The sequence below is a fragment of the Streptococcus mitis genome, assembly GCF_013305725.1.
Classification (GTDB): Bacteria; Bacillota; Bacilli; order Lactobacillales; family Streptococcaceae; genus Streptococcus; species Streptococcus mitis_BO.
Window position 1 is genome coordinate 46,491 of the sequence record NZ_CP047883.1, and the last position, 15,191, is coordinate 61,681.

The window sequence follows — 15,191 nt, forward strand, 5'->3', positions numbered from 1 at the left end:
GTTTTGATTGTGCAATATTGCTAGGAGAAAAAATGATTGAGATGAAATTAGTAGATGAGAGCAGTTTTCAGGCAGTGTTGGATTTGAAAATATCTGAAGCTGATGAACGAGCACGTTTCGTAGCTCCAAATGTACGCTCTTTAGCTGACGCATGGCTCTATCGGGAAAATGAAGATGTGTTTCCGAGGGCAATCTATTGGGATAAGCAAGTGGTTGGCTTTCTCCTGCTGGAAATAGACGTGGATGAAGCGGAATACTTTATCTGGCGGATAATGATTGGTCAGCAGTACCAAGGAAGAGGTTATGGTCGAAAAGCCTTGGGAGTTCTAATCAAAGAGGCTCAGATGGATAGAGCTTGCAGTCATATTGTTGCAGATTATGTGGTTGGAAATGAAAAAATGAAGCACCTGCTGACTAGTCTGGGGTTTCAGGAAACAGGATTTATAGAAGAAAATAACGAAGTCGCTATGCGCTTAGACCTAAAGAAAGAGGAATAGAATGACGAAAAAAGCCTTAATCAGCGTCTCAGATAAAGCGGGTATTGTTGAATTTGCCCAAGAACTTAAAAAACTTGGTTGGGAGATTATCTCGACAGGTGGAACTAAGGTTACCCTTGATAATGCTGGGGTGGACACGATTGCTATTGACGATGTGACTGGTTTTCCAGAGATGATGGACGGTCGTGTCAAGACCCTTCATCCAAATATTCACGGTGGACTCCTCGCTCGTCGCGACTTGGATAGCCACTTGGAAGCGGCTAAGGATAATCAGATTGAGCTTATCGACCTTGTTGTGGTCAATCTTTACCCATTCAAGGAGACTATTCTTAAACCAGACGTGACTTACGCTGATGCAGTTGAAAACATCGATATCGGTGGTCCGTCTATGCTTCGTTCAGCAGCGAAGAACCATGCTAGCGTAACAGTTGTGGTAGACCCAGCGGATTACGCTGTAGTTCTTGACGAATTGGCAGCCACAGGTGAAACAACTTATGAAACTCGCCAACGTTTAGCGGCCAAGGTTTTCCGTCACACAGCGGCTTATGATGCCTTGATTGCAGAGTATTTCACAGCTCAGGTCGGCGAAAGCAAACCTGAAAAACTCACTTTGACTTATGACCTCAAACAAGCCATGCGTTACGGAGAAAATCCTCAACAGGATGCGGACTTCTACCAAAAAGCCTTGCCGACAGACTACTCCATTGCTTCAGCGAAACAGCTTAACGGTAAGGAATTGTCCTTCAACAATATCCGTGATGCGGATGCTGCCATTCGTATTATCCGTGACTTCAAAGACCGTCCAACCGTTGTGGCTCTCAAACACATGAACCCGTGCGGTATCGGTCAAGCTGATGACATCGAAACAGCTTGGGACTACGCTTATGAGTCTGACCCAGTGTCTATCTTTGGCGGTATCGTCGTTCTCAACCGTGAGGTAGATGCTGCGACAGCTGAGAAGATGCATGGTGTCTTCCTTGAAATCATCATCGCACCAAGCTATACGGATGAGGCGCTAGCTATTTTGACCAATAAAAAGAAAAACTTGCGTATCCTTGCCTTGCCATTTGATGCTCAAGAGGCCAGTGAAGTGGAAGCAGAATACACAGGTGTAGTTGGTGGACTTCTGGTGCAAAACCAAGACGTGGTGAAAGAAAGTTCAGCTGACTGGCAAGTGGTGACCAAACGCCAACCAACAGAGACAGAAGCGATAGCACTTGAGTTTGCTTGGAAAGCCATCAAGTATGTCAAATCCAACGGTATCATCGTGACCAACGACCACATGACACTTGGTGTGGGCCCTGGTCAAACCAACCGTGTGGCTTCTGTTCGTATTGCCATTGACCAAGCTAAAGACCGCCTTGACGGCGCTGTTCTTGCTTCGGATGCCTTCTTCCCATTTGCGGATAACGTGGAAGAAATTGCTAAAGCAGGTATCAAGGCTATCATCCAGCCTGGTGGCTCTATCCGTGACCAGGAATCCATCGAAGCGGCGGATAAATATGGCTTGACCATGGTCTTTACAGGCGTGAGACATTTTAGACATTAAGAGGGTAAAGGGAAGAAAACAGTTTCTTTCCTTTTTTTGCGTAAAAACGTGGAGTGAAACAAGATTAAAACGAACGTTTGTGTTATAATGTTAGTAAATAATTCGCAAAAGAGGTTGTAAGATGAAGCTGTTAGTTGTCGGTTCGGGTGGTCGTGAACATGCGATTGCTAAGAAGTTACTTGAATCAAAAGACGTTGAAAAAGTATTTGTAGCTCCTGGGAATGATGGGATGACTCTTGATGGTTTGGAATTGGTAAATATCTCTATTTCCGAACATTCTAAGTTAATTGACTTTGCAAAAGCCAACGATATTGCTTGGACTTTTATAGGGCCAGATGACGCCCTTGCAGCTGGTATCGTGGATGATTTCCATGCAGCTGGTCTCAAAGCCTTTGGTCCGACAAGATTGGCAGCTGAGCTGGAGTGGTCCAAGGACTTTGCCAAGGAAATCATGGTCAAATACGGCGTTCCGACAGCAGCCTATGGCACATTCTCAGATTTCGAGGAAGCCAAGGCCTATATCGAAAAGCAGGGTGCGCCTATCGTAGTCAAGGCGGATGGCTTGGCGCTTGGGAAGGGTGTCGTCGTTGCGGAGACGGTTGAGCAAGCAGTCGAAGCAGCTCACGAGATGCTATTGGACAATAAATTTGGTAACTCAGGTGCGCGTGTGGTTATTGAGGAATTTCTTGAAGGAGAGGAATTTTCACTCTTTGCCTTTGTCAATGGTGATAAGTTCTACATCATGCCAACAGCTCAGGACCACAAACGTGCCTATGATGGCGACAAAGGGCCTAACACGGGTGGTATGGGTGCCTATGCGCCAGTTCCACACTTGCCACAGAGTGTAATTGATACAGCGGTTGATACAATTGTCAAGCCAGTCCTAGAAGGGATGATTAAAGAAGGGCGCCCTTATCTGGGTGTTCTTTATGCGGGGCTTATCTTGACAGCGGACGGTCCTAAGGTTATCGAGTTCAACGCTCGTTTTGGAGATCCTGAAACGCAAATCATCTTGCCTCGTTTAACATCTGGCTTTGCACAAAATATTACGGATATCCTCGATGGCAAGGAGTCAAACATCACGTGGACGGACAAGGGTGTGACTCTGGGTGTGGTTGTCGCATCCAACGGTTATCCGTTAGACTATGAAAAAGGTGTCAAGTTGCCAGCCAAGACAGAAGGCGATATCATCACCTACTATGCAGGGGCTAAGTTTGCGGAAAATAGCAGAGCGCTGCTATCAAACGGTGGACGTGTCTATATGCTGGTTACCACAGCAGCCACCGTCAAAGAAGCCCAAGACACCATCTACCAAGAACTCGACAAACAAAACACAGAAGGCCTCTTCTACAGAACAGATATCGGAAGCAAGGCTATAAAATAAAAGTATAAAAATCACGCGACGAAGTCGCCAAATACGATAATGGTCGCTGTGGTGAAAAGACCAGAACTGTTACTGTTCTGGTCGGGGGGAGATTTGAGACTTAGGCTCAAATTTTAGGAATGAAACCGAAGGTTTGATTCCGTCCCCACCATCTAAGACCATTATCAAAAAGAAAAATAAAAATTCACAAAATACGATAATGGTCGTATGGTTTGCGAGCGTTAGCGAGCTAATATAGAACAATCACCGCCGTTGTCAAAGAACGATTGGATGATAATCCAATCGTTCAGGGAAATTGGAAGACCTTGGGCTTCCGATTTAGGCATGAGACCCCTTTGGTGGCTGCTGCCGTCCCTCACAACCTAAGGTGATTGTTGAAAAAGAGGAAAAAGGAGAAGAAATGAAACCCGTAATTTCCATTATCATGGGCTCAAAATCCGACTGGGCAACCATGCAAAAAACCGCCGAAGTCTTAGACCGCTTCGGTGTAGCCTACGAAAAGAAAGTTGTTTCTGCCCACCGCACACCAGACCTTATGTTCAGACATGCCGAAGAGGCTCGTAGCCACGGTATCAAGGTTATCATCGCAGGTGCTGGAGGCGCTGCTCACTTGCCAGGTATGGTCGCTGCTAAAACAACCCTTCCAGTCATTGGTGTGCCCGTCAAATCTCGTGCGCTTAGTGGCGTGGACTCGCTCTACTCTATCGTACAGATGCCGGGAGGTGTGCCTGTTGCGACAATGGCTATCGGTGAAGCAGGTGCTACAAATGCGGCCCTCTTTGCCCTCCGTCTCCTCTCAGTAGAGGATCAGGCTATCGCGACAGCTTTGGCTGATTTCGCAGAGGAGCAAGGAAAAATCGCAGAGGAGTCTACAAATGAGCTCATCTAAAACAATCGGAATCATCGGTGGTGGGCAACTTGGTCAGATGATGGCCATTTCTGCTATCTACATGGGCCACAAGGTTATCGCGCTGGATCCTGCGGCGGATTGCCCAGCCTCTCGCGTGGCGGAAATCATCGTGGCTTCTTATAACGATGTGGAAGCTCTTCGTCAGCTGGCTGAGCGATGCGATGTCCTGACTTATGAGTTTGAGAATGTCGATGCTGACGGTTTGGATGCGGTTGTCAAGGATGGGCAACTTCCACAAGGGACAGACCTCCTCCGCATTTCGCAAAATCGGATTTTTGAAAAGGACTTCCTCTCAAACAAGGCTCAAGTCACTGTAGCACCTTACAAGGTTGTGACTTCAAGCCAAGACTTGGAAAATATTGACTTGTCAAAAAACTATGTCCTCAAGACTGCTACTGGTGGCTATGACGGGCATGGACAAAAGGTTATTCGCTCAGAAGCAGACTTGGAAGAAGCCTATGCACTGGCTGATTCTGCAAACTGCGTTTTGGAAGAATTTGTTAATTTTGACCTTGAAATTTCTGTCATCGTGTCTGGTAATGGTAAGGATGTGACGGTTTTCCCAGTTCAGGAAAATATCCACCGAAACAACATTCTTTCAAAAACCATTGTGCCAGCCCGTATTTCAGAAAGTTTAGCTGAAAAAGCTAAAGCCATGGCAGTACGAATTGCTGAACAGCTGAACTTGTCTGGAACACTTTGCGTGGAAATGTTTGCGACCGCTGATGATATCATTGTCAACGAAATCGCCCCACGTCCACATAACTCTGGGCACTACTCAATCGAAGCTTGTGATTTTTCACAATTTGACACTCATATTCTCGGCGTTCTCGGAGCCCCATTGCCAGCTATCAAATTGCATGCCCCAGCTGTTATGCTTAATGTCCTCGGCCAGCATGTCGAGGTCGCTGAGAAATATGTGACAGAAAATCCAAGCGCCCACCTCCACATGTATGGTAAAATAGAAGCGAAGCACAACCGCAAGATGGGACATGTGACTTTGTTTAGCGATGTGCCGGATGGTGTGGAAGAGTTTGGGAAAGGGATAGATTTTTAGGTGAAAATAGTGATTCTAGGACTTGGTGTCATTGGGACTACTTATGCCTATGCCTTTCAACAGGCAGGCCACCAAGTAGAACATGTGTTGAGAGACAGTAAGAAAAACACTGCTCCGAAGGAGTTAGCGGTTGATCTGCTCGATGGTCGCTATCATTCCAAGGGCGAAAACAAACACGACACCTATGAGGTTCATGTGGCAGAAGTTAATTCAGAATATGATTTTATTTTTCTCAGTGTTCGTCATGGGCTTATCAAAGAAGCTGTGGAAACCTTGCGAAAAAATAATGTCAAAGGCACCCTCGCTTTCTTCTGTAATTTCTGGGATAGAAAAGAGGTCCAAGAGTGGGCAGGGGACTACGATTATATTCTAGCCTTTCCGACAGCGGGTGGTCATATGCAAGATAATCATTTGGATGGTGTCTTGTTTTACCATTTAATGCTAGAAGGTGAGCAAAAAGCACAGATTTCGAACTATGTTGATCTGGCAGCTTTACTAGCTTCTGCAGATTTGAAGTGGGAAGTTCCCCATGATATGGTTGAGTGGATTTGGATTCATATGGCGATTAACGCAGGTGTCACTTCGTCAGCTGCACGTTCAGGAAATCTGGAAAACCCAGAAGAACTAGCTTTGAACTTAATGAATAGTTCTTCAGAATTATCATTGGCTATCAAGGCCATTCGAGAAGCTTTGAAAGTTGTAGAAGCGCGTGGCGTGAATTTAAAGCTTTACAATGCAGAACTCTTGCCTTACAAAATTCCCACTTGGATAGCAGGAAAAGCTATGAAAGTTATGTTTGCGAAAAATGAGCTGACCCGAAAAATTATGACCCTACACAATGATAAACAGGACATCTTCTACTGTTGTCAAAGTGTTTATAAGACCGGTCAGGAGTTAGGTGTTGAGATGCCCATTCTGAAAGCAAATATGAAGGGAATTTCGATTTAGGAGTTTTTATGATTCAACTCATCGTCAATGCATTTATTGAAAAGGATAAGACAGGAGCAGTTGTTGAAGTTTTATTTGCTAGTAGTGATCATGAAAAAGTGAGAACTAAGTATGAAGAGTTAGTTGCGCAATATCCTGAAAACTATTTAGCAATTTATGATTTACCACTAGATACAGATTTGAATACACTAGATCACTATCCGTCTGTATGGATTGGGAAAGAGGAATTTGAATAGACGGTAGAAAGACAAATTAAAAAGGAGTATAATAATATGGCAACTTTAGAAGAGAAAATTCAATTATTAGAACAGCAAATTTCAGATGAGAGACAAAAGCTCTCGGCAGATAGGATGGATATTTCTTTTGGAGAGATTATGAATCTTTATAAACAATCTGAATTGATTATTAGACCAGAGTATCAACGGTTGTTTAGATGGACTAATACACAGAAAACCTTATTAATAGAATCTATTTTAATGGGTATTCCGATTCCTCCGATATTTGTCGCTGAAGATGAGAATGGAGTATGGGAATTGGTAGATGGTCTTCAGAGGGTTTCAACAATAATAAGTTTTTTTGGTAATTTAAAACCTAATTTAGTACAAACTTATGAAGTTTCAGATGTTGTAGAAGATTTGGTTTCTAATTCAAACAATTGGGAGTTGGAAGCAGGAGATATTATTAAAGATCTAGAAGGATTTAATGTCGAAACTTTACCTCAAAAATATAAACTGAATATTAAACGAGCTGTTTGTCGTGTCGAAATCTTAAGAGGGGAGAGTAACACATCGTTAAAGTATGAGTTGTTTAAAAGATTGAATTCAGGTGGGACGAAGTTGACACCACAGGAAATTAGAAATGCCGTGTATAGGGGAATTAATCCAGATTTAAATGAGTTAATAACAGAGTTAAGCCAGAATAGTGATTTTAAAGATTTGACTAGCTTAAGTGAAACAAAAATTCGGGAATTATATGATCAAGAACTTATATTACGTTTTGTAGCATTTTATCAAAATGTTAACAATATAAATTTAAGCACACAAAGTTTTTTGGATAAATTTATGGATGAGACTGCTAGTACAGGTAATCTTGATAGCGAAAAGTATAAGGAAATTTTTAATTCAACGATAGCGTTATTAACAGAGATTGGCGACAATAATATTTTTAGAAATGAACGAAATCTTTTTGTGCCGGCTATGTTTGAAGGTGTAATGATTGGAACATCGGAAAACTTAGATTATTATGTAAAGCATACAGATGAATTGCGAGAAAAAATTCGTCAATTACAAACAGATGATGAATTCAAACGTCTATCTGGTTCAGCATCAAATAGTAGGAGTAGGATTAAGAAACGTTTACAACGAGCTCAAGAGATTTTTAGTTATGGAAATTGAATTGCAAAATTTTTTTGATGAATTAGATTTACGAATAGAAGAATCTGAACATACACTTAATGAAATTGAAAGAGTAATATTTACCAAAAGATATCGCTTGAATACAGAACATTTGGCTATTTTTTCTGTTCAAACTATTGCAATGATTTATTCAATTTGGGAAGGATTTATTCAAAAAACATTTAGTGAATATTTATCAACTTTGAATAAGTTAAATATTCCATTTCAAGACTATCAAAATAGTATTGTAGTTTTTCAAATGGAGTCAAAGTTTAAACAGTTTAGAGAATACCCTGAAAAATTGAGTAGAAGGATTAAATTTTTATCTGATTTACAAAGTCACTATCAGAGTGATCGAATTTTATTAGATACATCGATTAATACAGAAAGTAATGTTAGTTTTGATGTGTTGAATAAGATCCTGAAACAATTTTCGTTGCCAGAGTTCCCAGAACGATGGGGGGAAGACTATAATTATCCAAATCCTACTTTGAAAGAAGAAATGAACACATTTTTGGATTATAGAAATGGTGTGGCACATGGAGGAGATATTAGCTCAAATGATAAAGTTACGCAACAAGTGTTTAATAGATATAAACACTTAGTATTAAAATTGATGCATGAAATACGTGATATACTATATGCTGGTGCTGCCTCTAATCATTACTTAAAAGGAGATAACTAACGATGATCAACCGTTACTCTCGCCCTGAGATGGCGAACATTTGGAGTGAAGAAAATAAATACCGTGCTTGGCTTGAGGTGGAAATCTTGGTTGACGAGGCATGGGCTGAGTTGGGGGAAATCCCTAAGGAAGATGTGGCTTTGATTCGCGAAAAGGCGGACTTTGACATTGACCGTATTTTGGAGATTGAGCAGGAGACTCGTCATGATGTGGTGGCTTTCACGCGTGCGGTTTCGGAGACGCTTGGTGAGGAGCGCAAGTGGGTTCACTATGGGTTGACTTCTACCGACGTGGTGGATACGGCCTACGGTTATCTCTACAAGCAGGCCAACGACATCATCCGTCGTGACCTTGAGAACTTCACCAACATCATCGCTGAAAAGGCTAAGGAGCACAAGTTCACCATCATGATGGGTCGTACCCACGGTGTGCACGCTGAGCCGACGACTTTTGGTCTCAAGCTTGCGACTTGGTACAGCGAAATGAAGCGCAACATCGAGCGTTTCGAGCATGCGGCTGCTGGTGTGGAAGCTGGTAAAATCTCTGGTGCGGTTGGAAACTTCGCCAACATCCCACCATTCGTAGAGCAATACGTCTGCGACAAGCTTGGTATCCGTGCTCAAGAAATCTCTACACAGGTGCTTCCTCGTGACCTTCACGCTGAGTACTTTGCAGTTCTTGCTAGCATCGCTACTTCAATCGAACGTATGGCAACAGAAATTCGTGGTTTGCAAAAATCAGAACAACGCGAAGTAGAAGAATTCTTTGCTAAAGGGCAAAAAGGGTCTTCAGCAATGCCTCACAAACGTAACCCTATCGGTTCTGAGAACATGACAGGTCTTGCGCGTGTTATCCGTGGTCACATGATTACAGCCTATGAAAACGTGGCTCTCTGGCACGAACGTGATATCTCTCACTCATCAGCTGAGCGCATCATCACACCAGATACGACCATCTTGATTGACTACATGCTTAACCGCTTTGGCAATATTGTCAAGAATTTGACAGTCTTCCCAGAAAATATGATCCGCAACATGAATTCTACGTTTGGTCTTATCTTTAGCCAACGTGCTATGTTGACCTTGATTGAAAAAGGGATGACCCGTGAGCAAGCCTATGACTTGGTACAACCAAAAACAGCCTACTCTTGGGACAACCAAGTAGATTTCAAACCACTTCTTGAGGCAGATCCAGAAGTAACATCACGTCTCACACAAGAGGAGATTGATGAAATTTTCAACCCTCTTTATTACACTAAACGAGTGGATGATATCTTTGAACGTCTAGGACTGGGTGATTAATTAAAAAATAAACAGCGAGGCTCAATCTCGCTGTTTATTATTTATCGAAAAGACTTAGTCTTCTTTTCTTTTAGTGAGTCCATAGGCTGCTAGTGTGGCCATGAGTCCTGCGACTACTAGTCCTGCAGAATCGTGACTTCCTGTTTCAGGAAGTTTTTTCTCTGTTGCCACAGGAGCTGGACCTTGAGGAAGAGCTTTATTTTCCTCAGCAGGAGCAGTTGATGGAGTTGGTTGGCTTGGGATTTCTAGTTTTGGTTTTTCTTCAGCAATAGCGGCTTGTCCGTTTTCATCACCTACATGTGTTACCAGAGTTCCGACTTCGACTATTTGAGTAACGGCTTCCTGTGCTACGACACTATTTACAAGAGTTTTCACTTCCTTGCCATCGGCAGAAGTGCTCACAGAGTAGAGGTTGCTACGGCGCCCGTTGACACCTTCAGTAATGACTTGTGTTTTTCCTTTGAGTAAGAGTGGATTTTCACGAGTCACTGTGGTAAATGGAATTTCTTCCTCTTGGACATCTAGTCTAGATTTTACCTCAGTAGTTGGTGCAAGACCACTTTCATCACCCTTATGAGTTACTAGAGTTCCGACTTCCACAATTTGAGTAACGGCTTCCTGTGCTACGACACTATTTACAAGAGTTTTCACTTCCTTACCATCGGCAGAAGTGCTCACAGAGTAGAAGTTACTACGATGTCCATTGACGCCCTTAGTAATGACTTGTGTTTTTCCTTTGAGTAAGAGTGGATTTTCACGAGTCACTGTGGTAAATGGAATTTCTTCCTCTTGGACATCTAGTCTAGATTTTACCTCAGTAGTTGGTGCAAGACCACTTTCATCACCCTTGTGAGTTACAGGAGCACCGACTTCAACCACTTGGTTTACAACTTCTTTGGTTACTTGGCTATCAAGGACTGTTTCGGTTGTTTTTCCATTTTCAGTAAGGACAGAGATGTAATGAGTTCGTTCACCTTTGACTCCTGCTGTGATAATATTTTCCTGACCAGCTGGGAGGTTAGGATTTTCTTTCTTGATAAATTCAAATGGGATTTCTTCAGTTCTTGTGATGAGTTCTGGTCTGGTTTCAACATTGGCAGCCACTTCATTTTCATCCAGGCTTCCTGAGTGAGTTGCAGCTGGTTTGAGACCTAAGCGAGCGGCTTTTAGGTTGGCTACAAGTGTGTCAAGCTCAGCTTGTTTATTACGATTGAGGTTGTAATTTAGAGCTGTTTTAACTGCACTTAGGGCATCCAAGCTTTCCTTGCTGTATCCTTCTAAGTTTTCAGGAATTTGTGCGATTTCTTCGCGGAGAGCATTATAATTAGCACGGAAGTAGTCTTTGTTGTGGTCTGCAAAGGCAGTCATAAGTTCAAAGATTTCTTCCTCCTTGTACTCAGCGCTTGGTCTATCTGCCCAGATAGCAAGCATACTTCCGACTGTTGGAAGGTCTACTTCAGGATATTTGGTAGAAGCTAGTTGATTGAATGGTGTTTTTTCAGTATTCTCAATAGCTTTTTTGAGGAAACCACCACCATCTTCTGGTTTTTGACCGAGAATGTAGTACCAGTCACCGTTGGTATTCAAGAACTTATAACCCTTGCTTGCTAGGTATTGAGGTGATGCGAGGTTGTAGCCCCACCAGCCTTTAGACCAGTAAGAAATCAAGACATCTTTGTCAAACTGAACATCGTCCTTGTCCTCATAGTAGAAGCCATCGTTGAAGGCCATTGGTTGAAGCCCTCTTTCTTTGGCCATGGCAGCGAGGGTGTTGGCATATTCGGCAAATTTGCCATAGAGTTGATACCATTTGAGGTAGTACCAGCCTTGGGCACTAGTCGCATCGTTAGCGTATTCGTCAGTACCAAAGTTGAAAATCTTTGTTTTTCCTGCAAAGAAGTCCATGTATTTACCGATGAGGGCTTTTACAAAGTTCATCGCTTCTTCGTTTCTCAAGTCCATAGTTGTTTTGGAGACTTTGTCAAAGTGGGCTTGAGGATTTTTAATACCCAATTTTTCCATGGCAACCAGCATAGCATCCATGTGACCTGGACTGTTAATAGCTGGGATGAGACCGATGCCCTTAGATTTAGCGTATTCAATTAGTTCTGTCACTTCTGCCTGTGTAAGTGCAGTCCCGTTTGGATCATCGTAGTAAGCTTTTGTTCCTTGGATGATGGCATTTTTGACATCATCACTTGCATAGGTTTTTCCGTTGGCAGTAATGGTCATATCATCGAGTAGGAAGCGAAGTCCGTCATTTCCTAGAAGGAGATGGACATCAGAATATCCGAGCTCACTGGCCTTGTCTACGATGCGTTTGAGCTGGTCAAGAGTAAAGTATTTGCGTCCAGCATCGATTGAAATCACCTTGTTTTTAGCAAGTTTTTCAACCTCACGTTTAGCATCTTCTTCTTTTTGAGCTTCTGGCGTGAAGGTCAAATTGCTGACTGCTTCTTGAAGTTTTGCAATTGCTTGGTCAATCGTGTCTTGTTGGGCGCGACTGAGGTTGCTATCAAGTGATCGGATGGCTTTTGCCGCTTCGTTAACCGCTGCGACACTTTCTGCAGTATAACGGTTAAGGTCTTTTGGTACCTCGTTAAGTGCTTGTTCTGCAGACTCATAATCAGCTGCGAAGTATTCAGCATTAGAATTTGCGAATTGACGCATGAGTTTGAAGAGGCGTGACGGTGAATAACGTGCAGATGGAGTGTCGGCCCACGCAGCTACCATACCACCGATGAATGGAATAGTTGCTCCGTCGGATTTTGGTACTGAAGTGATTGGAGTGTTCTTGATACCGTTTAAGCCTTGATCAAGGTTGTACCAACCTTGGCCATCTGCATTTCGCCCAAGAACATAGTACCAAGCATCGTTAGTGTTTAGGATTTGGTGACCTTTTTCTACTAGAAGTTTAGCAGAAGCGACGTCGTAACCTCCCCAACCACCAGTCCACATTGAAACGATGATATCTTTGTCAAAAGTTCCGAAGCTAGTATCACTATTGTAGTAGATACCATCATTGAAGGCCATTGGTTTTAGACCGTGCGATTTTACAATACGAGCTAGGTCATTGGCGTAGGCAATAAATTTTTCATAGCCTTTTACAGGATAGCCTTCGTTTGGATAGTATTTATCAGCTTGAAGAACGCTCCAACCTTTAGCGTTTGTTGCATCATTGGCATATTCATCAAGTCCGATGTTGAAGATTTCAGTCTTTTTCGCGAAATAAGCAGCATACTTATCGATAAGGGCTTTTGTAAAAGCGACTGCTTGTTCGTTGTCAAGATCGACAGTACGAGCTGATTCCTTCCCAAAATAGTTAAAGTTAGGGTTTTGGATTCCCAATTCTTTCATGGCATTGAGAATCGCATCCATGTGACCAGGACTATTTACTGTCGGAATGAGACCGATGCCTTTATCTTTGGCATAGTTAATCAGATCTGTCATTTGACTTTCTGTTAAGTGATTGCCGTTTGGATCGTTGTAATAATCATTCGTACCTTTTTCAATGGCACGTTTGACATCGTCACTCGCATAGGTCTTGCCGTTAGCTGTGATGCTCATATCGTCCAACATGAAGCGGAGTCCATCATTTCCAACTAATAGGTGTAAATCAGTGTAGCCATAATGTTTCGCTTTATCAATGATTTCCTTGAGTTGTTCTGGTGAGAAATATTTACGTCCAGCATCAATAGAAACAATTTTCTTTTTCGCTAGCTTTTCATTAGTTTGAGTGGCACGTTCAGTAGTCGGAGCGAGTACAGCAGGAGTAGCAGGCTCGTTTTTCTTCTCAGTATTGGCACTCTCTCCGCTTTTTTCCACTTGAGTTGCGCTATCTGCCCCTGTAGTAGGGGCTGGGCTGGCATGTTCTGTTACTACTGGTGTTACCACATTGTCTGTTTTTGGAACAACTGTGTTAACAGTATCTTTTTCAGTTTTAACTTCCTCTTTTATAGTTTTGTCAGCTTGTTTTACCAGTTTTTCTTCTTTATCTTGAATTGGTTCTTCTGATGCTTGTGGGCTATCCGGCACAGCTTGCAAAGTTTCAGTAGCTTTTGGTGCTGGTGTGAGTCCATCTGCAGATACGACTTGCGCACTGAAGGTAAATCCTATCAGTACAGAAGCTGCTCCGACTGCATACTTGCGGATTGAGAAACGCTGTTTCTTGTCTAGTTTCATGATAAAACCTCCTTGATACAACTATTTTGATAACGTTTACATAAAACCAACTTAATTTTATTATCTATATAGTAAAAAGTCAAGCAGGTTTATATAAGAACTATAATAAATGGAGGAAATCATAAGATTTTGGAAATGACAACTTATATAAGAAGGTAAAATTAAGGAAAAATCAGTGATTTTTAACTTGTTTTTAGTAAAAGTTCTACAAATTAAATAAAGGTATCTAATAGCGTTTTCATAGTCGCTTTTTCGTGCTATAATATATATAGAAAAAGCCTGAGCAAGGCTCAAGCTTTTTCTTAGTGACCACGGTTACATGAAATGAATTTGATTTTGTAGTAATCTGCTCGCTTATACGTTTCGCTATAGGCAAGAACTTGTCCAGTTGCTTCAAGCTTAGTAGTTTTTGTTTGAAGTACTGTTGGGAATTGTGTATCAATTCCTAGTACAGAAGCAGCATGCTCTGGTGTTGGGAATGCAATTGCATTGATTTCCTCAAAATGCTCATCACTCATGTGAATACGGTAATCCAATTTGAAACGGTTATAGATAGAGCTATAATATTCAAGATTTGGATAATTGGCATTGATATATTGTTCAGGAACATAAGATGTGTGATAGATGTACACAACGCCATTTGTTTCGCGTACACGCTCAATCTTGTAGTAGAACTGATCACCACGTAGTCCAAGTTTATCTAAATACTCAAGTTTATTTCCACGCTCGATAGAAAGGACGGTTACCTTATCATCTTTTGTTTCGAAAACTTCGACGTCTGAAAATTCTACGAGTTTGTGTTTACGTGCGCGTGAGACGAACGTACCCTTTCCTTGTTGGCGAACGATGTAACCATCTTTAGCAAGGTCGTTTAAAGCACGAACAACTGTGATAGAACTTACATCGTACATTGCGATCAATTCTGCTTCTGTGTAAAATTTATCACCACTTGCAAATTGACCAGAGATGATTTTATTTTTTAATTCATCTTTAATATATTGGTATTTTGGAATAGCCATAATTTCACCTCGATTCTCTTTCTCCATCCTTGATTTTACCATAAACGTAAAGAAAATAGTAGTATTTAGGCAAAAAAATTAAAATAATAGGCTAAAAATATTATGATACATGTAAAAAAATCCATTTTATAATTGGATAATTATCTGAACTTTTAAAATAGCCTCTTTCATGCGAATTTTTGATAATTTTGGTAAAAGGTAAGTAAAAAAATGGAAAAATTTTAAAGAATTTTCCAAAACCTATTGACAAATGCAAAAGATTTGA

The 15,191-nt window shown here is 41.8% G+C and carries 13 protein-coding genes; 11 read left to right on the forward strand and 2 right to left on the reverse strand.

Features of this window, described 5'->3' with window-relative positions; genetic code table 11:
* Positions 1 to 32: 32 nt before the first annotated feature.
* From M594_RS00230 to purB, 11 genes are all read left to right on the forward strand, one after another.
* Positions 33 to 497: a GNAT family N-acetyltransferase gene (locus M594_RS00230; RefSeq protein WP_173875648.1), complete on the forward strand. Its 465-nt coding sequence runs from the start codon at positions 33 to 35 to the stop codon at positions 495 to 497.
* Position 498: 1 nt separating this feature from the next.
* Positions 499 to 2,046, forward strand: coding sequence for a bifunctional phosphoribosylaminoimidazolecarboxamide formyltransferase/IMP cyclohydrolase (gene purH, locus M594_RS00235; RefSeq protein WP_173875649.1), 1,548 nt, complete (start codon positions 499 to 501; stop codon positions 2,044 to 2,046).
* 121 nt (positions 2,047 to 2,167) lie between these two features.
* The gene (gene purD / locus M594_RS00240; RefSeq protein ID WP_173875650.1) at positions 2,168 to 3,430 is read left to right on the forward strand and encodes a phosphoribosylamine--glycine ligase; all 1,263 of its coding nucleotides are present in this window, start codon (positions 2,168 to 2,170) and stop codon (positions 3,428 to 3,430) included.
* Between the two features lie 242 nt (positions 3,431 to 3,672).
* Positions 3,673 to 3,801 (forward strand): phosphoribosylaminoimidazole carboxylase, encoded by a 129-nt coding sequence (locus M594_RS10060; RefSeq protein WP_140834259.1) that lies wholly within the window; start codon positions 3,673 to 3,675, stop codon positions 3,799 to 3,801.
* Between the two features lie 29 nt (positions 3,802 to 3,830).
* Positions 3,831 to 4,319, forward strand: coding sequence for a 5-(carboxyamino)imidazole ribonucleotide mutase (purE, locus tag M594_RS00245; RefSeq protein WP_173875651.1), 489 nt, complete (start codon positions 3,831 to 3,833; stop codon positions 4,317 to 4,319).
* Positions 4,306 to 5,397: a 5-(carboxyamino)imidazole ribonucleotide synthase gene (gene purK, locus M594_RS00250; RefSeq protein ID WP_173875652.1), complete on the forward strand. Its 1,092-nt coding sequence runs from the start codon at positions 4,306 to 4,308 to the stop codon at positions 5,395 to 5,397. The genes purE and purK overlap by 14 nt, the downstream gene beginning before the upstream one ends.
* Positions 5,398 to 6,345: a ketopantoate reductase family protein gene (locus M594_RS00255; protein WP_173875653.1), complete on the forward strand. Its 948-nt coding sequence runs from the start codon at positions 5,398 to 5,400 to the stop codon at positions 6,343 to 6,345.
* 8 nt (positions 6,346 to 6,353) lie between these two features.
* Positions 6,354 to 6,581, forward strand: a complete 228-nt coding sequence (locus M594_RS00260) for a phosphoribosylaminoimidazole carboxylase (protein ID WP_173875654.1) — start codon at positions 6,354 to 6,356, stop codon at positions 6,579 to 6,581.
* Between the two features lie 36 nt (positions 6,582 to 6,617).
* Positions 6,618 to 7,739, forward strand: a complete 1,122-nt coding sequence (locus M594_RS00265) for a DUF262 domain-containing protein (RefSeq protein WP_173875655.1) — start codon at positions 6,618 to 6,620, stop codon at positions 7,737 to 7,739.
* Positions 7,729 to 8,424: an MAE_28990/MAE_18760 family HEPN-like nuclease gene (locus tag M594_RS00270; protein ID WP_173875656.1), complete on the forward strand. Its 696-nt coding sequence runs from the start codon at positions 7,729 to 7,731 to the stop codon at positions 8,422 to 8,424. Before M594_RS00265 ends, M594_RS00270 begins: the two co-directional genes overlap by 11 nt.
* 2 nt (positions 8,425 to 8,426) lie before the next feature.
* Positions 8,427 to 9,725: an adenylosuccinate lyase gene (gene purB, locus M594_RS00275; protein ID WP_173875657.1), complete on the forward strand. Its 1,299-nt coding sequence runs from the start codon at positions 8,427 to 8,429 to the stop codon at positions 9,723 to 9,725.
* Positions 9,726 to 9,779: 54 nt separating this feature from the next.
* Here the strand turns inward: purB and strH are convergent, their stop codons facing one another.
* A complete protein-coding gene (gene strH, locus M594_RS00280) occupies positions 9,780 to 13,907 on the reverse strand; it encodes an LPXTG-anchored beta-N-acetylhexosaminidase StrH (RefSeq protein ID WP_173875658.1) in 4,128 nt (1,375 codons plus the stop codon).
* A 302-nt stretch (positions 13,908 to 14,209) separates the two neighbouring features.
* On the reverse strand, positions 14,210 to 14,968 hold the full coding sequence (locus tag M594_RS00285) for a GntR family transcriptional regulator (RefSeq protein WP_173875659.1): 759 nt from the start codon (positions 14,966 to 14,968) through the stop codon (positions 14,210 to 14,212).
* Positions 14,969 to 15,191: the final 223 nt, after the last annotated feature.